We start from the raw sequence: 19,562 nt of genomic DNA on the forward strand, positions 1-19,562 counted from the left end.
CCTCCTCCTCCGACCGAAGCGACCCGAACCGATGGCCACAGAGATCCGCGTACCCACATTGGGCGAATCCGTCAGCGAAGCGACCATCGCCCGCTGGTTCAAGAAGCCCGGCGAGGCGGTGAGCGCCGACGAGCCGCTCGTCGAGCTCGAGACCGACAAGGTCACGCTCGAGGTGAACGCGCCGGCGTCCGGCGTGATCGCCGAGATCGCGCAGGCGGAGGGCGCAACGGTCGAGCCCGGCGGCGTGCTCGGCACGATCGACGAGGGCGCGTCCGCGGCGGCGGCGCCGGCCAAGAAGGCCGAGAAGGCGCCGGAAAAGGCCGAGGAGAAGCCCGCCGCCAAGGCCGCGGAGCCCGCGGTGCAGACGCAGGGGTACGGCAACGCGCCCAAGACCGGCCTCTCGACCGAGGATCACGGCCCGGCGGTCGGCCGCCTCGCCCGCGAGAGCGGCGTCGATCCCGCGCAGGTCGCGGCCTCCGGCAAGGACGGGCGCGTCACCAAGGGCGACATGCTCGCCGCCATCGCGGGCGGGGGCGCGACGGCTCCCACGGCGCCGGCCCCAGCCCCCGCGCAGATGCGCGCGCCCTCCGCGCCGGACGACGCCTCGCGCGAGGAGCGCGTGCGCATGACGAAGCTGCGCCAGACCATCGCGCGCCGCCTCAAGGACGCGCAGAACACCGCGGCCATGCTCACGACGTTCAACGACGTCGACATGTCGGCCGTGATGGAGATGCGCAAGACCTACAAGGACGTATTCGAGAAGAAGCACGGCGTGAAGCTCGGCTTCATGGGCTTCTTCACCAAGGCCTGCGTGCAGGCGCTCAAGGAGCTCCCGGCCGTCAACGCCGAGATCGACGGGCAGGACATCGTCTACAAGAACTACTACCACGTCGGCATCGCGGTCGGCACCGAGAAGGGCCTCGTCGTGCCGGTGGTGCGCGACGCCGACCAGATGTCGATCGCCGAGATCGAGAAGCAGATCGGCGTCTTCGGCAAGAAGGCCCGCGACGGCAAGCTCTCCATCGACGAGATGCAGGGCGGCACCTTCACCATCACCAACGGCGGCATCTACGGTTCGCTGATGTCGACGCCGATCCTCAATGCGCCCCAGTCCGGCATCCTCGGCATGCACCGCATCGAGGAGCGCCCCGTGGTGCGCGGCGGCCAGGTCGTGGTGCGCCCGATGATGTATCTGGCGCTCTCCTACGACCACCGCATCGTCGACGGCAAGGAGGCCGTGACCTTCCTCGTGCGGGTGAAGGAAGCCCTGGAGGACCCGGCGCGGCTCGTGCTGGATCTGTGATCCTCCCCTGATCGCTCTTCACTTTTCCGGCGCGCGGACCGCCGCGCGCCGCCCATGAATTCGAGGCTCGCTGCATGTCCACCTACGATCTCGTCATCATCGGTACCGGCCCGGGCGGATACGTCTGCGCCATTCGCGCGGCGCAGCTCGGGCTGAAGACCGCCGTCGTCGAGAAGCGCAAGGCGCATGGCGGCACCTGCCTCAACGTGGGCTGCATCCCCTCGAAGGCGCTGCTGCACGCCTCGCATCTGTTCGAGGAGGCCGCCCACCATTTCGACGCCTTCGGCATCGGGGTGGGCGAGCCCAAGCTCGACCTGAAGAAGATGCTCTCCTTCAAGGACCAGGCGATCGAGGGCAACACCAAGGGCGTCGAGTTCCTGCTCAAGAAGAACAAGATCGACGCCCACCACGGGGCGGGCCGCATCGTCGCGCCGGGCAAGGTCGAGGTGACCGCCGAGGACGGCGCGACGACCACGCTCGAGACGAAGAACATCGTCATCGCCACGGGCTCGGAGGTGACCGCGCTGCCGGGCGTCGCGATCGACGAGAAGCGCATCGTCTCCTCCACGGGCGCGCTCGATCTGGAGACGGTCCCGGAGCACCTCGTGCTGATCGGCGGCGGCGTGATCGGGCTCGAGCTCGGATCGGTCTGGCGGCGGCTCGGCGCCAAGGTGACCGTGATCGAGTATCTCGACCGCATCCTCGCCGGCATCGACGCCGACACGGCGAAGCAGTTCCAGAAGATCCTCACCAAGCAGGGCATGACCTTCAAGCTGTCGTCCAAGGTCACCGAGGCGACCGCGACGGACGCGGGCGTGACGCTGAAGGTCGAGCCGGCCAAGGGCGGGGAGGCCGAGACCATCGAGGCCGACGTCGTGCTCGTGGCGGTCGGCCGGCGGCCCTACACGGACGGGCTCGGGCTGGACGAGGTCGGCGTCGCCAGGGACGACAAGGGCCGCGTCGTCACCGACGGGCACTTCGCCACCAACGTCGCGGGCATCTACGCCATCGGCGACGTGATCACGGGCCCGATGCTCGCCCACAAGGCCGAGGACGAGGGCGTTGCGCTGGCCGAACTCCTCGCCGGCAAGGGCGGGCACGTGAATTACGGCGTGATCCCCAACGTGGTCTACACCTATCCGGAGGTCGCCGCCGTCGGCGCGACGGAGGAGGACCTGAAGGCGCAGGGCATCCCCTACAACGTCGGCAAGTTCCCCTTCACGGCCAACGGCCGCGCCAAGGCGAACCTGATGACCGACGGCTTCGTCAAGGTCCTCGCCCATGCCGAGACCGACCGCGTGCTCGGCGCCCACATCGTCGGCCCCGAGGCCGGCAACCTCATCCACGAGATCGCGGTGGCGATGGAGTTCGGCGCCTCCTCCGAGGACGTGGCGCGCACCTGCCACGCCCACCCGACTCTGGCCGAGGCGGTGAAGGAAGCCGCGCTGGCGGTGGAGAAGCGCGCGCTGCACATGTGAGGGCGCCGCCCACCGTGGACGAACGGAAAAGCCCCGGGCCGCGCCGCGACCCGGGGCTTTCTCTTTTCAGGTGTAACGCGCTGCGGGCGGCCTCAGCGGGCCAGCGCCACCGGCGCGCCGGAGCGGGACAGGACGCCCTGCATCGCGCCCGGCGAGGCGCGCAGGCGTGCGGCCACGGCGCCGCCCTGGCGATAGAGGTAGATCTCGTCGTTGCGCAGGTCCCAGGCCGAGATGCGGCTGAGGTCCTCGTTCGCGCAGCCCGAGGTCGAGGCGCGGTAGAGGTCGAGCGAGGGCGAGGAGGAGAGCGTCACGCGGCAGGAGCCGCCGCCGGGCTCGCTGGCGCGCCAGGTGCCCACGAAGGTCGTGCGGGACACGCGCGGCTGCGCCGGCGCCGGGGCGGGGATGGCGGCCACCTGCGGCGAGGACGGCACGTCGGAGACGATCTGGTCCGACTGCGTGAGCCCGTCGCCGAGGACGCCCGTGCCGGGCGGCGGGGCGAGCGGCTCGGCCTCGACCACGCCGGCCGGAGCCGCGATGCCGGGCTCGAGCGGCGTCGTGGTGATGACGCCGGGCGAGGTCGCGACGACCGGGCGCTGCGGCCCGCCGAACCGGGCGGACTGGCAGGCGCCGAGCGCGAGGACGGTCGCCGCGAGCACGGTGAGGCGCAGGGCGCGGCGGGAAGTCTGGCCGAGGGCGGGGCGGGGCGTCATGGCGTCCATCCGGGTCTCATCCGTCTCGTGAGCGTTCCGGCGACGGGGCCGGCGCATCGGCGGGTACGGCTCGCGCCGCATCCGAGGTAACTCGTCCTAGCCGATCGTGGTTGAAATAGGGTGAAGCAGGCCTGAACGCTCCTGAAAAACGAGCGCCGCCGCACGGGGTTCACCCGGCGGCGGCGTTTTCGGAACGGGTGTGGCGCGCGCGCCGCAGGCGCGGCGGTCCCCGCAGGCGGGCCCTCACACGTGGCGGGTCACCATCATCTTCTTGATCTCGGCGATCGCCTTGGCCGGGTTGAGGCCCTTCGGGCAGGCGTTGGCGCAGTTCATGATGGTGTGGCAGCGGTAGAGCTTGAACGGATCCTCGAGCTTGTCGAGCCGCTCGCCGGTCATCTCGTCGCGCGAATCGGCCAGCCAGCGGTAGGCGTGCAGCAGCGCGGCGGGGCCGAGGAAGCGGTCGCCGTTCCACCAATAGGAGGGGCACGCCGTGGTGCAGCAGGCGCACAGGATGCACTCGTAGAGCCCGTCGAGCTCGACGCGGTCCTCCGGCGTCTGCCGCCACTCGTGCTCCGGCGCCGGCGTCTGCGTCTGCAGCCAGGGCTCCACCGAGGCGTGCTGGGCGAAGAACTGCGTCAGGTCGGGGACGAGGTCCTTGAGCACCGGCATGTGCGGCAGAGGATAGATCTTCACCGCCCCCGAGCCGCACTCGTCGATGCCGCGCGTGCAGGCGATGGTGTTCTGCCCCTGGATGTTCATGGCGCACGAGCCGCAGATGCCCTCGCGGCAGGAGCGCCGGAAGGTCAGCGTCGGGTCGACCTTGTTCTTGATCCAGATGAGGGCGTCGAGCACCATCGGCCCGCAATCCTCGCGATCGACGTAGTAGGTGTCGATGCGCGGATTCTCGGTCTCGTCGGGGTTCCAGCGGTAGATCCGGAACTCCTGCAGCCGCTTCCCGTCGACGGGCTTCGGCCAGACCTTGCCCTCGCGATACTGGGAGTTCTTGGGGAGCTTGAATTCAGCCATCTGTACGCGTCCTCAGTACACCCGCGCCTTCGGCGCGATGTACTCGATCTCGTTCGAGAGCGTGTAGGTGTGGACCGGGCGATAGTCGATCGTGACCTCGCCCTTGCCCTCGTCGCACCAGGCGAGGGTGTGCTTCATCCACTCCTTGTCGTCGCGCTCGGGGAAGTCCTCGCGGGCGTGCGCCCCGCGCGACTCGGTGCGGTTCGCGGCCGATTCCATGGTCACCACGGCCTGGGTGATCAGGTTGTCGAACTCGAGCGTCTCGATCAGGTCGGTGTTGAAGATCAGCGAGCGGTCCTTGGTGGAGATGTCCGTGATCCCGCCCCAGACCTCGTGGATCAGCGTCTTGCCCTCGTTCAGCACCTCGCCGGTGCGGAAGACCGCGCAATTGTTCTGCATGGTCTTCTGCATCGAGAGCCGCAGATCGGCGGTGGGCGTCGCGCCGTTGGCGTTGCGGAAGCGGTCGAGGCGCGCGAGCGACTTGTCGGCAGAGCCCGCCGGCAACGGCGCCTGGCTCTCGCCGGGCTTGACGATCTCGGCGCAGCGCAGGCCCGCCGCGCGGCCGAAGACCACGAGGTCGATCAGCGAGTTCGAGCCGAGCCGGTTGGCGCCGTGGACCGAGACGCAGGCCGCCTCGCCGATGGCCATCAGGCCGGGCACCACCGCGTCCGGATCGCCGCCCTTCTTGGTGAGGACCTCGCCGTAGAAGTTCGTCGGGATGCCGCCCATGTTGTAATGCACGGTCGGCAGGACCGGGATCGGCTCCTTCGTCACGTCGACGCCGGCGAAGATCTTGGCGCTCTCCGAGATGCCCGGCAGGCGCTGATGGAGGATCTTCGGGTCGAGATGGTCGAGGTGGAGATAGATGTGGTCCGCGTCCTTGCCGACGCCGCGGCCGCCGCGGATCTCCATCGTCATGGCGCGCGAGACGACGTCGCGCGAGGCGAGATCCTTCGCGGAGGGGGCGTAGCGCTCCATGAAGCGCTCGCCCTCGGAATTGGTGAGGTACCCGCCCTCGCCGCGCGCGCCCTCGGTGATGAGGCAGCCCGCGCCGTAGATGCCCGTCGGGTGGAACTGCACGAATTCCATGTCCTGCAGCGGCAGGCCGGCGCGCAGCACCATGGCGTTGCCGTCGCCGGTGCAGGTGTGGGCGGACGTCGCCGAGAAATAGGCGCGGCCGTACCCGCCGGTGGCGAGGATCACCATCTGCGCGCGGAAGCGATGGATCGTCCCCGTCGTCATGTCGAGGGCGACGATGCCGCGGCAGCGACCCTCCTCGTCCATGATCAGGTCAATGGCGAAGAACTCGATGAAGAAGTTCGTGTCGTTCTTCAGCGCCGCGCCGTAGAGCGTGTGCAGGATGGCGTGGCCGGTGCGGTCGGCGGCCGCGCAGGTGCGCTGGGCGGTGCCCTCGCCGTAGCGCGTGGTCATGCCGCCGAACGGGCGCTGGTAGATCTTGCCGCTATCGGTGCGCGAGAAGGGCACGCCCCAGTGCTCGAGCTCGTAGACGGCGGCGGGCGCGTGGCGGCAGAGATACTCGATGGCGTCCTGGTCGCCGAGCCAGTCCGACCCCTTCACGGTGTCGTACATGTGCCAGCGCCAGTCGTCCTCGCCCATGTTGCCGAGCGCGGCCGAGATGCCGCCCTGCGCCGCGACGGTGTGGGAGCGCGTCGGGAAGACCTTGGTCACGCAGGCCGTGCGCAGGCCCGCCTGCGAGCAGCCGACCGTCGCGCGCAGGCCCGCGCCGCCGGCGCCGACGACCACGACGTCGAAGGTGTGGTCCGTGATCGGGTAGGCCGCGCCGTTGACGGACGGGGCGGCGCCGTTGGCCGCGGGGGAAGCGTCGTTCGCCATTGTGTCACATACTCCCTCAGAGCAAGGGGCCGAAGCCGACCTTCAGGATCGCGAAGAGGCTGGCCGCGCCGATGGCGATCGCGAAGAAGGTGTTCGCGATCACGGCGGCGATCTTCGCGCCCTTGCCGTGTACGTAGTCCTCGATGACGATCTGCATGCCGAGCCGCATGTGGACCGTGATGCTGATCACGAAGAGCGCGAGCAGGATCGCGACAAGGGGGTGCGACACGATCGCGACCGCCTCCGCGTAGGGCCGCCCGGCGACCAGCGCCACGATCACCACGAAGGGGAAGACGAGCAGCAGGTTCGACACCGCCGTGATGCGGTGATGCCAGAAATGATCGGTGCCCGCCCCGGCGGCGCCGAGCCCCTTGGCGCGGGCGAGCGGGGTGCGGATGGAGTTCCTGGTGGCCATGTCGGGGCTCCCTCAGCGCGCGATGAGCGCCACGATCCAGATGACGAGGGTCAGGGAGACCGACCCGACGAGGGTGAGCTTCGCGAGCAGGAAGCGCTGCGAGGGCTCGAAGCCCTTGCCGAAATCCCAGACGAAGTGGCGCACGCCGCCGAGCATGTGATGCATCAGCGCCCAGGTGTAGGCGAACAGGATCAGGTAGCCGAGCCAGGACCCGAAGAACCAGGCCGCGGTTTCGTAGGCCTGGGGCCCAGCCGCCAGGGCGAGCAGCCAGAAGGCGAGGAAGACCGTCCCGACATAGAGAACGATCGCGGTCGCACGGTGGAAGATGGACATCGCCATCGTCCAGGTCCAGCGATAGATCTGCAGGTGCGGCGACAAAGGCCGCTTGGATTCGGCTCGCGCCGTATCGGCTCCCGCCATCGGGCAACTCCTCACGCCTGCGGCGTCGTGCCGCAAAAATGACACAGGCTCGGGAGCGTAACTAACCAATGCCTCCCCCGACGACAATGCGGCATCGGGTCGGTCGTGTTACAGGTTGGAAATTTTGTAAACGGGATTGGACGAAGGTCGTAAGGGTTTCGCCGCGGAGCGTTTTTCGGCGCCGCCCGGCCTCGGACCCGGTTCAGCCGCGGGGTGCGCGACCCCACGTTTCGAAAAGGTAGAAGCCGTTCCATTGAGACAATTGCCCGGCCGCGCGCGCGTCGAATCCGTCCGGCGGCCTCTCGCCGCCGCCGATGCGGCCCGCGAACTCCCAGGCGCCGTCCGTGATGAAGCCGGGCACGATCCGCTCCTCGGGCACGGCGCAGCGCAGCTCGGCCGCGTCCTTGCGCCGAAACACGTTCCAGGTCCGGCCCTGCCCGTCGAAGGGCGCTCTGCGCGCTGGCGCGACGACGTCGATCACGTTCGGGGCCTCCTCGCCGTGGGGCGTGCGATGTGATGCGGGTCGGACCGCCACCCGGACCCGCGCGATCTTCTTCTAATCTCGCATGGCGGCGTTTGGATGACGCGCGGAGCGCATCGGAGATCCGGAAGAGGCGCGGGCGCGACGGCCCGTCGCAGGGTCAGCGGCCAAGCTGACCCATTGCCGCCAAACTGCCGGGCCAAGTCTCGCAGCGTAGTCCCGCAGGGTCGGGAGGCCGTCGGCGCCGCATCGCGGCGCGGGTTCAGTCGAGGGGCAGCATGACGCAGTCGAACACGGCGCCGGCGGGCGCCGCGAACCGTCGGTCGCGCGCCGACGGAACGGGAGCGTGCGCGCCGATAGCGGCGCGCCGGCGATGCATCCGCGGCGGGGTCCGCCTCGCTGCGGCGCTCGCGCTCGGGATCGCGGCCAACAGCGTCGTCGCGGACGGCGCTCTCGCGCCGGCGTCCGCCGAGGCGCGCGCATACACGTTCGGCGTTCCGGCCTTCGCGCCGGCGCTCACCGCGCGGGCGACCGCGGACGTGCTGGCAACGCGCTTCGGCGGGTCCGAGGTCCGGGACACGCTGACGCAGCTGCTCGCCGCGGCGCCTGCCGCGCCCGGCCGGATCACCGCGCTCGCGGACGCGGCGCACGCCGCGCTCGAGCGCGAGACGCGGACGGTGCGCTTCGGCGCGATGCGCGTCGAGCGCTGGATCGTCACCGCCGTCACCGCGGCGGCGACGCAGACCGGCGGCGATCCGGTCTTCATGCTCGCTCTCGCCGACAAGGAATCGAGCCTGCGTCCGAGCGTCGGCGCCAGCACCTCCTCGGCGGAAGGGCTCTACCAGTTCATCGAGCAGACCTGGCTCGAGGTCGTCTCCAGCTTCGGCGAGAAGCACGGCCTCGCGGAGGAGGCGGCGGACATCGTCCAGAACGCGGACGGGCGCTACGTCGTCGAGGACCCCGCTCGCCGCGAGGAGATCCTCGCGCTGCGGCGCGAGCCGCTGATCGCCGGCCTGATGGCGGGCGAGATGCTCGCCCGCGACCGCGCCCGGATCGAGGAGGATCTCGGCCGCAAGCTCGCGCCGCACGAGGTCTATCTCGCGCACTTCCTCGGGCGAGGCGGCGCGACGCGCTTCCTCGTCTTCAAGGACGGCTATCCCGACGCGCCCGCCTCCGCGGAATTCGAGGCGGCCGCACGGGCCAACCGCGCCATCTTCTACGAAGGGGGCGCCCGCCCGCGCAGCTACGCCGAGGTCGACGCCCTGTTCGCCGAGGTGATCGGCGAGCGGGTCGACCGCTACGCGTCGGTCGATCCCTGGGCGGAGGCGCCGCGCGCGCGCCGCCTCGCGCGGCTTCTGTCCCACGAGACCGCGTACTACGCCTCGCTCAAGGGCGACCAGATGGAGATGGTCTCGCCGGAGGAAGAGGCCGACGGGGCCGACGAGTCCGCGGAGGCGCTCGCCTACCTGCCCGTGAAGGGCGAGGGCGACGCGCGCGTGCCGCTGCCTCCGCGCCGCACCCTGACGGTGGCGAGCGGCCGCTGAGATCGGGCCGGCGCGTTGATCCAGATCAGCGCGCCGCGCCGCATCGCGGGCCTAGCGTTCCCTAGCGTCGTCCACCGCAGGGATAGCTCGTCCGTGATCGCCGTCTCCGACACACCCGCCCCGCGGCTCGAACGCCGCGTCGCGCCGACCGGCATCGAGCGCGCCTTTCCGCCCGGGGCGCTGATCGTCACCAAGACCGACCTGAAGGGCCGGATCACCTACGCCAACCCGACCTTCCTGCGCATGGCGGCGCTGAGCGAATCGCAGGCGCTCGGCGCGCCGCATTCGATCATCCGCCATCCCGACATGCCGCGCGCGGTCTTCGCCCATCTGTGGGAGGAGATCGAGGCCGGGCGCGAGGTCTTCGCGGTGGTGAACAACCTCGCCGCCGACGGGGCGCATTACTGGGTCCTCGCCCACGTCACGCCGAGCCGCGACGCCTCCGGGCGCATCCTCGGCTACCATTCGAATCGCCGCCCGGTCCCGGCCGGCGCCCGCGCCGCGGTCGAGCCGCTCTATGCCGAGCTGCGCGCCATCGAGCGCGCGCATCCGAGCCGCCGCGCCGGGCTCGCCGCGTCCCGCGCCGCCCTCGCGACGAGACTCGCCGAGATGGGCACCACCTACGGCGCTCTGATGGCCGCGCTCGCCCGCCCCTGAGCGCGGCGACGCGGCGTCGCACGCCCGTCACCGAACCATGCGTGCTTTGCCGCGCTTGGAAAGAAGCGTGTCGCGCGCCACCCTGCCGCCCGTCCGCCGTCCCGATCCCGTCGTCGTCCGTCCGCCCGATCCGAGGAAGAGAGAGACCATGAGCACGTACCGCCTCGACAAGCTGTTCGCGCCCCGCTCGATCGCCCTCGTCGGCGCGAGCCCGCGGGAGGGCTCGCTCGGCCGCACGGTGCTGCGCAACCTCCAGCGCGCCGGCTTCTCGGGCCCGATCCGGCTCGTCAATCCGCGCCACCGCGAGATCGACGGGACGCCCTGCGTCGCGCGCGTGGCGGATTTGCCGGAGGCGCCGGATCTCGTCGTGATCGCCTCCCCGCCGGCCTCCGTGCCGGGTGTGGTGAAGGCGGCGGGCGAGAAGAACGCCTGCGCGGCGATCGTCATCACCGCCGGGCTCGGGCACGGCCCGGGATCCCTCGCGGAGGAGGCGCGCGTGGCGGCGCGCGCCCACGGCCTGCGCCTCGTCGGGCCGAACTGCCTCGGCGTCATGGCCCCGCGCGCCGGCCTCGACGCGAGCTTCGCCGCCAATCCGCCGCTGCCCGGCGACCTCGCGCTGATCTCCCAGTCCGGCGCCATCGCCGCGGGCCTGGTGGAATGGGGCGCGCAGCGCAACGTCGGCTTTTCCGCCGTGGTCTCGCTGGGCGACAAGGCCGACGTCGATTTCGGCGATTGCCTCGACTATTTCGCGACCGACCGGCACACCCGCGCCATCCTGCTCTACGTCGAATCGATCAACGCCGCGCGCAAGTTCATGTCCGCCGCGCGGGCGGCGGCGCGGGCGAAGCCCGTCGTCGTGATCAAGTCCGGCCGCCACGCGCAGGGCGCGAAAGCGGCGGCGACCCATACCGGCGCGCTCGCCGGGTCCGACGGGGTCTACGACGCCGCCTTCCGCCGCGCCGGGCTCCTGCGCGTCTTCGACCTCGACGAGCTCTTCGCCGCCGCCGAGACGCTCGGCCGGCAGAAGCCCTTCGCCGGCAACCGCCTCGCCATCCTCACCAACGGCGGCGGCGTCGGCGTGCTCGCCGTCGACCGGCTCATCGACCGCGGCGGCAGGCTCGCCGAGCTCTCGCCCGAGACGATGGCCGCGCTCGACGCGGCGCTGCCGGCGACCTGGTCGAAGGGCAACCCCGTCGACATCATCGGCGACGCCGACGCCGGGCGCTATGCGGCCTCGCTGGAGGCGCTCCTGAAGGACCCCGAGAACGACGCCGTTCTCGTCCTCAACGTGCCCACCGCCCTCGCCTCCGCGCCGGAGGCGGCGCAGGCCGTGGTCGAGACGATGCGGCGCGACCGCGCCGCCGGCTACCGCCGCAAGCCCGTCTTCGCCGTGTGGCTCGGCGAGCATCCCGATGCGGCCCGCGCCTTCGAGCAGGCGGGCATTCCGCACTACGCCACCGAGGCGGACGCGGTGCAGGGCTTCATGCATCTCGTGCGCTATCGCGAGGCGCAGGACCTGCTGATGCAGACGCCGTCCAGCCTGCCGGAGGATTTCGCGCCCGACCGCGCCGCCGGCCGCGCCATCGTCGAGACCGTCGTCGCCGAGGGCCGCACCTGGCTCGACCCGATGGAGGTCTCGGCCCTGATGCGGGCCTACCGCATCCCCGACGCGCCGGTGACGCTGGCGCGCACGCCGGAGGAAGCCGGCGAGGCGGCGCGCCGCTTCGTCGAGAACGGCGGCATGGTCGCGGTGAAGATCCTCTCGCCCGACATCGTGCACAAGTCCGACATCGGCGGCGTGGCGCTCGACCTCACCTCCGTGGAGGCGACGCGCGCGGCGGCGCAGGACATCCTCGAGCGGGCGCGCACGATGAAGCCCGACGCCCGCATCGCCGGCGTCACCGTGCAGCCGATGGTGAGGAAGCCCAAGGCGCGCGAGCTCATCGCCGGCATCGCCACAGACGACACGTTCGGGCCCGTCATCGTCTTCGGCCGCGGCGGCACCGCCGTCGAGGTGATCGGCGACAAGGCGCTGGCGCTGCCCCCGCTCGACATGAACCTGGCGCAGACGCTGATCGACCGAACCCGCGTCTCGCGGGTGCTGCGGGCCTATCGCGACGTGCCCGCCGCCGACCTGGAGGCGGTGAAGCTCGTGCTGGTGAAGCTCTCGCAGCTCGCCGCCGACCTGCCGGAGGTGCGCGAGCTCGACATCAACCCCTTCCTCGCCGACAAGGACGGTGTGATCGCGGTCGACGCCCGCGTCGCCGTCGCGCCGGTCACCGGCAGGCGGGCCAAGGCGCCGCATGCGAGCTTCGCCGTGCGGCCCTACCCGATCGAGTGGGAGCGCCGGCTGCCGCTGCCTGACGGCCGCGAGGCTTCCGTGCGCCCGGTGCGGCCGGAGGACGAGGACCTGTTCCTGGCCTTCTTCAAGCGCGTCACCGACGAGGACCTGCGCCTGCGCTTCTTCGCGCCGGTGCGCGACTTCTCGCATAGCTTCATCGCGCGCCTCACCCAGATCGACTACGCCCGCGCCATCGCCTTCGTGGCGATCGACCCGGACAGCGGGGAGATGATGGGCGCCGTGCGCCTCCACGCGGACGCCAACCACGAGAGCGGCGAATACGCGATCCTGCTGCGCTCGGATCTCAAGGGCATCGGGCTCGGCTGGCGGCTGATGCAGCTGATGATCGAATGGGCGCAGGCGGAAGGGCTACGCCACGTCGAGGGCCAGGTGCTGCGCGAGAACCGCACCATGCTGGAGATGTGCCGCCAGCTGGGCTTCGCGATCACGACGGACAAGGACGATCCGGACCTGAAGGTGGTGCGACTGGATCTGGAGGGGTGAGGGCGCCCGGCTGCGGCGGCATGGCGGTCCGTACACGCCCGCGCTTCCGCCGTGCTTCGCCCGGCGCTAGTCTCCCGCCCACGGAATCAGGAGACGAACGATGAAGGAACCCGGCCCCGATCACCCCATCAGCGTCGCGCCGCACGACAAGCGCGTGCGGGTGGTGCTCGGCGGCGCCATCGTGGCGGAGAGCGACGCCGCGCTGCGGATGGAGGAGAACCGCTACGCCCCGGTCTTCTACATCCCGCGCGGGGACGTGGAGATGGAGCTGCTCGAGCCCTCGTCCCGGCATTCGCATTGCCCCTACAAGGGCGACGCCAGCTGGTTCACCGTCTCCGGCCACGGCATGGAGGCGAAGGACGCCGCGTGGTCCTACGAGACGCCGTTCCCGGCCGTCGCGCCCATCGCCGGCCACATCGCCTTCGACCGCGCCAAGGTGGACGCGATCGAGGAGCTGAACTGAACCCGCTCAGTTCGAGCGCAGCAGCCGCTCGAAATAGTCGAGCTCCTCGCGCGGGCGGGTCGGGTCGCCGAGCTTGTCGCGCAACTCCTCCATGATGCGCCGCGCGCGCTGGGCGGCGCTCTCGCCGGCCTCGGGCAGGCGCACGTCGCCGTCGGAATAGTCGCGGCCGCGGGTCGGACGCCCGAGCGGATCGTCGGCGAAGGAATCGGCGCGCCCGCGCTGGCCGGGCTGGCCCGCCTGCTGGCCCTGACCCTCCCCCTGGCCCATCATCTCCTGCATCTGCTGGGCCATGCCCTGCATGCCGCGCTGGAGGCCCTCCAGCGCGCGGCCCTGGTCGTCCACCGCCTGGCCCTGGTCGCCCTCGCCGAGCGCGCCCTCGGCGTCGCGCATGGCCTCCTCGGCGTCGGAGAAGCCCTCTTCGCCCTGCATGCCGAGCTCGCGCATGCGTCGCTGCAGCTCCTGCAGACGCTCGCGCAGCGCCTGCTGCTGCTCGGAGAGACCCTGCTCCCCTTGCTGGCCTTGCTGGCCCTGCTGGCCTTGCTGCCCTCGCTGGCCTTGCTGCTGTTGCCGGCCCTCGCGGAAGGTCTCGTCGCGCAGCTCGCTCTGGTCGCGCATGAGCTCGTCGAGCTCGTTCATCTGGCGCTCCATCTCGCGCGCCATCGGGTCGGACATGCGGCTGTCCGGCTGGGCGGTGCGCAGGTTCTGCATGATGTCGCGCAGCTGGTTGATCAGACGCTGCGCCTCGGCCATGTCGCCCTCGCGCATGGCGCGCTCGAGCTCCTCGAGCATCCGGTCGAGATCCTGGCGCGAGAGCGTCTGCGTATCGGCGTTCGGCGGGGTCTCGGCCGTGTCGCGGTCCTGCTGCTCGCGCATCATCTGCTCGGCGAGCTCGCGGAGCATGCGGTCCATCGCCTCGCGCAGCTCGGCCATCAGCCGGTCGATCTCGTCCTGCGGCGCGTTGCGCTCCATCGCCTCCTGCAGGCGCTCGGCCGCGGCGAGCGCCTCGCGCTGGGCGTCGGTGAGATCGCCGTCCTCGATCTGCACGGCGATGGCCCAGAGCCAGTCCGCCACCGCGATCAGGTCCTCGTCGCTCTGCGCGTCGCGGAGCTGGTTCGCCGCCGAGCGCAGGCCGAGAAAGACGCCCCATTCCGGGATGTAGCGCGACGGCTCGATCAGGAGCGCGTCGAGCGCCACCTGGACCCGCCGGCGGTCGTCGGGGGCGAGGACGAGCTCGCGCCGCTGCTCCACCAGCGCCCGCGCCAGCGGATCGAAGAAGGGCCGCTGCGGCAGCGTGACGGACACCGTCTCCGAGCGCCCCTCCTGGCCGGCTTCGTCGACGGCGACGAGCGTCAGGTCGACCGCGGCGCCGCCCCAGTAATGCTCGGCGAGGTCCACCTCCTCGCGAATGGCGTCGTCGGCGGAGCCGGCGGGAACGGCGAGGTCGATCACCGGCGGCGGCACCAGGGTGCGGCCGCCCCCCGCCGCGCCCGGCCGCTCCACCTGGCCCTCGGCGCCGGCGATGCCGTAATCGTCCTCGCCCGTGTAGGTGAGCACCAGCGCGCCGCGCTCGCCCGTCTCGGGCGGGTCGGCGAAGGCGATGGTCGGCGGCAGGTCGGGAATGGCCTCCAGCGCGAGGAAGCCGCCGCCGACGAGGCCCGTGCGCACGCTCAGCTCGCCGTCGCCGACGAGACGGAACCGGCTCTCCGTCAGGTCGCCGCCGGTCGCCGCCGGCTCGTCCGCGACGATCTCCTCGAGCCCGCCCACGGACTCGACGGTCGCGTCCTCGCGCCCGGCGACGCGCACGACGACGTTCGAGCCGACGGGAACGCTCAGCGCCGCGTCGCCCGCGGCGAGGTCGATCATCAGCGGCGGGCGGCGGGTGTAGAGCGGCGGGTCGATCCAGCCGTCGACCCGGAAGTCCGGCGCGGGCGGAACGGGCGCGCGCCAGTCGAAGGCGGAGCCGAGCCGGCCGCCGATCTCGGGCCCGGCGACGAAGGCGCTGGCCGCCAGCACGAGGACGCCCGCGCCGCGCAGGGCGTAGCGGTCGCGCCGCGGCATGTCCGGGCGCGGGGTCGCCGTCTTGAGCCTGGCGAGCGTCGCCTCCGCGCGGGCGCGGTGGAGCGCCCAGAGCGCGCGCGAGCCCTCGTCCGTCGCGCCGAGCGCGAGCGTATCCTCGAAAGCGGTGGCGGGGCGGTGCGGCAGGCCCGAATCGCGATCGAGCCGGGCGAGCTTCTCGGCGCGGCCGACGCGCCCGCCGGGGAGCAGCAGGCGCGCGAGCGGGACGAGCGAGGCGAGGAGCGCGAGGCCGAACAGGCCCGCGCCGATCATCCGCGCGAGCGGGGGCACCCCGAGCCAGAGGCCGAGCCAGGAGGCCGAGGCGAAGGCCATCAGCACCGCGAGCGGCGCCCACAGAGCCGGCCAGGCCCGCTCCCACAGGAGCGCGAGGCCCGCCCGGCGCACCAGCCGCTCGAGCCGCGCCTGCGGATCGCCGGCCGCCTCGCGCCGCCCGAACGCACGCGCCCGCAGACGGCCGAGGCGCCCCGGACCGCCGGCCTCTCGACCGCGGCCCGTCGCCGCCGGGCGGGGCTCCTTCGTGAGCCGCACCGGCTCGCGCGGATCGCTCATGCGCACCTCTCCCGTTCAGGCGCTTCCCGCCCGACGCCACCCGACGCCCGCCCCGTCTCGGTGAAGGAGCTTAAGCAGGCTTCGTTCCACCGCAAAGCGAGACGAAAGCGCGCGGGGGATCACGATGGCGTGGGGGTGTCCGGGGGGAGGGGTGGATCCACGCCGTCGACCTCGAAGAGATGCGGCGGATCATCCTCTCCGTGGTCGTGCGAGCACTCCGTTATTCGGAGGCTGGTCCCCGTCTCCTGGTCTTCCACGTGCACGTTTGCCGTGACGCATTCGATTACCCGTTGTATGATCTCAATCGCATGTTCCGGATCGCGAGCCGAAAGGCGAACCACCGCGCGCAGCTTCAAGTCGAAGGCATAGTCAGGCATGAGCACACCGCCCTTTCAGGTTCAGGTCCCTCAGCAGATTTTCGAGATCGCCCAGAGCGGCCGTTCCGTGCTGAAGTCCGCGATCCTGGCCCTCCTCATCGCCAACCCGGCAGGACTGAGGAGCGTCGACGTCGCGCGCAGCCTCGGCCTCGAATCGCCGCGCGGAACGCCGCAGAAGAACTACCTCGTCTGGGCGCTCCTTCAGGAACTCCAGCGCGAGGGTCGCGTGGAGAAGACGCAGGAGAAGCGGCTCGTCGCGCGGCCGTGATGGTGGCTGCGCCATCGACCCGCGTCGGCTTGGACACCGTAGGGATGGGAGTGCTCTCGACAGCGACCCATTTCGGAACGAATAAAGAACACACTAAGGTGGGCGCGCGCCCTCGTCAACCCCTTCCTGCAGAGCCCGCAAGGACACGCCCTTCCCGCGCCCCCCACCCCCCACCCCCCACCCATTTGCCAACCCCCGCCCGCCTTGACCCCGCCTCCCTCCGCGCGCCACATCGTTCTCAGGCACCCGGGAGGCGCGCATGAAGACCAATACCGGCCGGTTCTTCGAGGATTTCACGCTTGGCGAGACCATCCGCCACGCCACGCCCCGTACGCTCACGGTGGGGGATCAGGCGCTCTACACGGCGCTCTACGGCTCGCGCTTCGCGGTGGCGTCCTCGGAGCATTTCGCGCAGGCGATCGGCTACAAGCGCGCGCCGCTCGACGATCTGCTCGTGTTCCACACCGTGTTCGGCAAGACCGTGCCGGACGTCTCGCTCAACGCGGTGGCCAATCTCGGCTACGCGGAAGGGCGCTTCCTGGCCCCGGCCTATCCCGGCGACACGCTGTGGTCGATCTCCGAGGTGATCGGGCTCAAGGAGAGCTCGAACGGCGAGACGGGCGTCGTCTACGTGCGCACCACCGGCTTCAACCAGAACGGCGAGCGGGTGCTCTCCTATTGCCGCTGGGTTCTGGTGAGGAAGCGCGACGGGGCCTCGCCCGCGCCGGAGCCGCACGTGCCGACGCTGGCGGACGCGGTGCAGGCCTCCGAGATCGCCCGGCACGCGCCGCCGCTCACAATCGACAGCTACGATTTCGACCTCGCCGGCTCCGCCGACCGCTTCTCGGACTACGAGACGGGCGAGAAGATCGACCACGTCGACGCCATGACGGTGGAGGAGGCCGAGCACCAGCTCGCCACCCGCCTCTACCAGAACACCGCGCGGGTGCATTTCGACGGCATGGCGGCGGCGCAGGGGCGCTTCGGCAAGCGGCTGATCTACGGCGGGCACGTGATCTCGCTCGCGCGGGCCCTCTCCTTCAACGGGCTCGCCAACGCCTTCACGGTGGCCGCGATCAATTCCGGCCGGCACGTGGCGCCGCTCTTCGCCGGGGACACGGTGAGCGCCTGGTCGGAGGTGCTCGAGACCTGCCCGCTCGTCGGGCGCGACGACATCGGCGCGCTGCGGCTGCGCACCGTGGCGACGAAGAACCGGGCGTGCGCGGATTTCCCGTTCAAGGACGGCGATCGCTACGCCGAGGGCGTGATCCTCGACCTGGACTATTGGGTGCTGATGCCGCGCTGAGCCGCCCGCGCCGGGTCGCTCACCCGTCCTTGCGGGCGACGAGGAAGACGCGCGCGTCCTTGCGCCCGGAGCCGTGCCGGTCGCGCTCCACGATGGTGAAGCCCGCCTCGGCGAGCTCGCGCTCGAGGGCGTCGGCGGTGAAAAAGGCGACGTACGGCGCCTTGCCGACGAGGCGCATCGCCGGGACCAGCAGGCGCACCAGCGGGTTCATCTCGGCGAGGCAGGGCGTCTTCGAGACGAACAGCCCGCCCGGCTTCAGGCGCGCGTGGATCGCCCGCAGGGCCGCGCGCCGATCGGCCAGCAGATGGACGAGGTTGAAGGCGAGGACGGCGTCGAAACGCTCCTCTCCCGGATCCGCGTCGTCCGCCGCCGCGACGGCGAAGGACACGTTCGCCGGGCCCGCGTAGGCGGCGCGCTCGCGGGCGATCGCGATCATCTCGGGGGAGACGTCGGTGGCGAGGATGCGGCCCACATGCGGCGCGAGGCGCAGGGCGGTCGTGCCGGTGCCGCAGCCGAGCTCGAGCACCGCGGCGTCCGTCGGAAGGACCGCGCGGGTGCGCTCGAGGGTGCGGGCTAAGGCGGCCGCGTCGCCGACGGGGCGCGCGGCGTACCTGCGGGCGATGCGGTCCCAGAAGCGGGTATCGACGGGTGCGGCGGCGATGGCTGGCATGGCGGGTCTCCTTCGACGCCGCGGATAGCCGACGAGAGCCCATTCGGGAATTGCCGAGATCGGTCTATCGCTCATACATTCGCGTATGGATAGGCTCGACTGGAACCTCGCGCGCGCCTTCTGCGCCACGGCGGAGGCCGGCTCCCTGTCGGCGGCCGCGCGCCGGCTGGGGCTGACGCAGCCGACACTGTCGCGCCAGGTGGCTGCTCTGGAAGCGGCGCTCGGCGTCACGCTGTTCGAGCGCGTCGGCAAGGCCCTGGCGCTGACCGAGGCGGGGCGCGCGCTCCTCGCACCCGCGCAGTCCATGGCCACCGCCGCGGACGCGATGGCGCTCGCCGCGGCGGGGGCGGCCGAGGGCGTCGCGGGCCGGGTCTCGATCTCGGCCTCCGACGCGGTGGCGGCGCATCTCCTGCCCGACATCGTGGCGCGCATCCGCCGGGCTGCGCCGGGCATCACGGTCGCCGTCGTCGTCTCGAACGCCATCAGCGACCTGCGCCGGCGCGAGGCCGACATCGCCATCCGGCACGTGCGGCCCGCCGAGCCGGACCTGATCGGCCGGCTCGTCGGCGAGACGTCGGCGCATCTCTACGCGTCGGAACGCTGGATCGCGGAGCGCGGCGCGCCGCGCACGCCCGGGGATCTCGCGCCGGAGGACGTGCTCGGCTTCGCCCCGGTCGAGCGCTTCGCGGCCCATCTCGCGGCCGCCGGCGTGCCCGTCACGGCGGAGGGCTTCCGCATCGTCTCGGAGAACGCGGTCACGGTGCTGGAGATGGCGCGGCGGGGGCTTGGCGTCGTGGTGATGATGCGCGAGGTCGCCGTGCGGGTGCCCGAGCTCGTGCGCGTCCTGCCGGACCTGCCCGCCACGCCGATCCCGATCTGGCTCGTCACCCACCGCGAGCTGCGCACCAGCCGCCGCGTGCGGCTGGTCTACGACGTGCTGGGAGAGGCGCTGGGGGAGATGGTGCGGGGGTGAGGCGGGGGATCAGGAAAGGTGGCGCGCCCGACAGGATTCGAACCTGTGACCTTTGGAATCGGAATCCAACGCTCTATCCAGCTGAGCTACGGGCGCCTGCCCCGCACGCCGCGTCGGCGCGCGGGATGTTGGTACAGGAGTTCGCCG

Annotated in this window: 17 protein-coding genes and 1 tRNA gene; 9 read left to right on the top strand and 9 right to left on the bottom strand. The window is 71.5% G+C overall.

The annotated features are described in order from the left end of the window. Nucleotides 1-31 precede the first annotated feature (31 nt). Together odhB and lpdA are read left to right on the top strand one after the other, a co-directional pair. Nucleotides 32-1,303, top strand: a complete 1,272-nt coding sequence (gene odhB / locus ABL310_RS01560) for a 2-oxoglutarate dehydrogenase complex dihydrolipoyllysine-residue succinyltransferase (RefSeq protein WP_349369965.1) — start codon at nt 32-34, stop codon at nt 1,301-1,303. 74 nt (nt 1,304-1,377) lie between these two features. Continuing rightward, a complete protein-coding gene (gene lpdA / locus ABL310_RS01565) occupies nt 1,378-2,781 on the top strand; it encodes a dihydrolipoyl dehydrogenase (RefSeq protein WP_349369966.1) in 1,404 nt (467 codons plus the stop codon). Nucleotides 2,782-2,873: 92 nt separating this feature from the next. Here the strand turns inward: lpdA and ABL310_RS01570 are convergent, their stop codons facing one another. The 6 genes from ABL310_RS01570 to ABL310_RS01595 form a co-directional block, all read right to left on the bottom strand. Further along, nucleotides 2,874-3,491 (bottom strand): AprI/Inh family metalloprotease inhibitor, encoded by a 618-nt coding sequence (locus tag ABL310_RS01570; RefSeq protein WP_349369967.1) that lies wholly within the window; start codon nt 3,489-3,491, stop codon nt 2,874-2,876. Between the two features lie 243 nt (nt 3,492-3,734). Next, entirely contained in the window at nt 3,735-4,517 is a 783-nt protein-coding gene (locus tag ABL310_RS01575; protein WP_349369968.1) for a succinate dehydrogenase iron-sulfur subunit, read from the bottom strand. Between the two features lie 12 nt (nt 4,518-4,529). Beyond that, entirely contained in the window at nt 4,530-6,371 is a 1,842-nt protein-coding gene (gene sdhA / locus ABL310_RS01580; protein WP_349369969.1) for a succinate dehydrogenase flavoprotein subunit, read from the bottom strand. 16 nt (nt 6,372-6,387) lie between these two features. Further along, a complete protein-coding gene (gene sdhD / locus ABL310_RS01585) occupies nt 6,388-6,786 on the bottom strand; it encodes a succinate dehydrogenase, hydrophobic membrane anchor protein (RefSeq protein ID WP_349369970.1) in 399 nt (132 codons plus the stop codon). A gap of 12 nt (nt 6,787-6,798) precedes the next feature. Next, the gene (gene sdhC / locus ABL310_RS01590; RefSeq protein ID WP_349369971.1) at nt 6,799-7,206 is read right to left on the bottom strand and encodes a succinate dehydrogenase, cytochrome b556 subunit; all 408 of its coding nucleotides are present in this window, start codon (nt 7,204-7,206) and stop codon (nt 6,799-6,801) included. A gap of 202 nt (nt 7,207-7,408) precedes the next feature. Next, complete coding sequence (locus ABL310_RS01595) at nt 7,409-7,687, bottom strand: hypothetical protein (protein WP_349369972.1); 279 nt, start codon at nt 7,685-7,687, stop codon at nt 7,409-7,411. A gap of 278 nt (nt 7,688-7,965) precedes the next feature. Here ABL310_RS01595 and ABL310_RS01600 point away from each other — a divergent pair, with 278 nt between their 5' ends. The 4 genes from ABL310_RS01600 (at nt 7,966) to ABL310_RS01615 (ending at nt 13,196) form a co-directional block, all read left to right on the top strand. Then, nucleotides 7,966-9,231 (top strand): lytic transglycosylase domain-containing protein, encoded by a 1,266-nt coding sequence (locus ABL310_RS01600; protein WP_349369973.1) that lies wholly within the window; start codon nt 7,966-7,968, stop codon nt 9,229-9,231. Nucleotides 9,232-9,324: 93 nt separating this feature from the next. After that, nucleotides 9,325-9,888 carry a PAS domain-containing protein gene (locus tag ABL310_RS01605; RefSeq protein WP_349369974.1) on the top strand — a complete coding sequence of 188 codons (564 nt, stop codon included), beginning with the start codon at nt 9,325-9,327 and terminating at the stop codon, nt 9,886-9,888. 148 nt (nt 9,889-10,036) lie between these two features. Then, the gene (locus ABL310_RS01610) at nt 10,037-12,733 is read left to right on the top strand and encodes a bifunctional acetate--CoA ligase family protein/GNAT family N-acetyltransferase (RefSeq protein WP_349369975.1); all 2,697 of its coding nucleotides are present in this window, start codon (nt 10,037-10,039) and stop codon (nt 12,731-12,733) included. 100 nt (nt 12,734-12,833) lie between these two features. After that, nucleotides 12,834-13,196, top strand: coding sequence for a DUF427 domain-containing protein (locus ABL310_RS01615; RefSeq protein ID WP_349369976.1), 363 nt, complete (start codon nt 12,834-12,836; stop codon nt 13,194-13,196). Nucleotides 13,197-13,202: 6 nt separating this feature from the next. Here the strand turns inward: ABL310_RS01615 and ABL310_RS01620 are convergent, their stop codons facing one another. After that, nucleotides 13,203-15,821 (bottom strand): TIGR02302 family protein, encoded by a 2,619-nt coding sequence (locus ABL310_RS01620; protein WP_349369977.1) that lies wholly within the window; start codon nt 15,819-15,821, stop codon nt 13,203-13,205. Between the two features lie 375 nt (nt 15,822-16,196). Between ABL310_RS01620 and ABL310_RS01625 the strand changes: the two genes are divergently transcribed. Continuing rightward, nucleotides 16,197-16,466 carry a hypothetical protein gene (locus ABL310_RS01625; RefSeq protein ID WP_349369978.1) on the top strand — a complete coding sequence of 90 codons (270 nt, stop codon included), beginning with the start codon at nt 16,197-16,199 and terminating at the stop codon, nt 16,464-16,466. 259 nt (nt 16,467-16,725) lie between these two features. Beyond that, nucleotides 16,726-17,772 carry a MaoC family dehydratase gene (locus ABL310_RS01630; protein WP_349369979.1) on the top strand — a complete coding sequence of 349 codons (1,047 nt, stop codon included), beginning with the start codon at nt 16,726-16,728 and terminating at the stop codon, nt 17,770-17,772. A gap of 19 nt (nt 17,773-17,791) precedes the next feature. Here ABL310_RS01630 and ABL310_RS01635 read toward each other — a convergent pair whose 3' ends face one another. Then, nucleotides 17,792-18,442, bottom strand: a complete 651-nt coding sequence (locus ABL310_RS01635) for a class I SAM-dependent methyltransferase (protein ID WP_349369980.1) — start codon at nt 18,440-18,442, stop codon at nt 17,792-17,794. An 85-nt stretch (nt 18,443-18,527) separates the two neighbouring features. Here ABL310_RS01635 and ABL310_RS01640 point away from each other — a divergent pair, with 85 nt between their 5' ends. Continuing rightward, nucleotides 18,528-19,415 (top strand): LysR family transcriptional regulator, encoded by an 888-nt coding sequence (locus ABL310_RS01640; protein WP_349369981.1) that lies wholly within the window; start codon nt 18,528-18,530, stop codon nt 19,413-19,415. A gap of 19 nt (nt 19,416-19,434) precedes the next feature. On the opposite strand, the gene ABL310_RS01645 is transcribed toward ABL310_RS01640, so the two are convergent. Continuing rightward, a tRNA-Arg gene (locus tag ABL310_RS01645) sits at nt 19,435-19,511 on the bottom strand. Between the last annotated feature and the right edge of the window lie 51 nt (nt 19,512-19,562).

Source organism: Salinarimonas sp. (assembly GCF_040111675.1).
GTDB lineage: Bacteria > Pseudomonadota > Alphaproteobacteria > Rhizobiales > Beijerinckiaceae > Salinarimonas.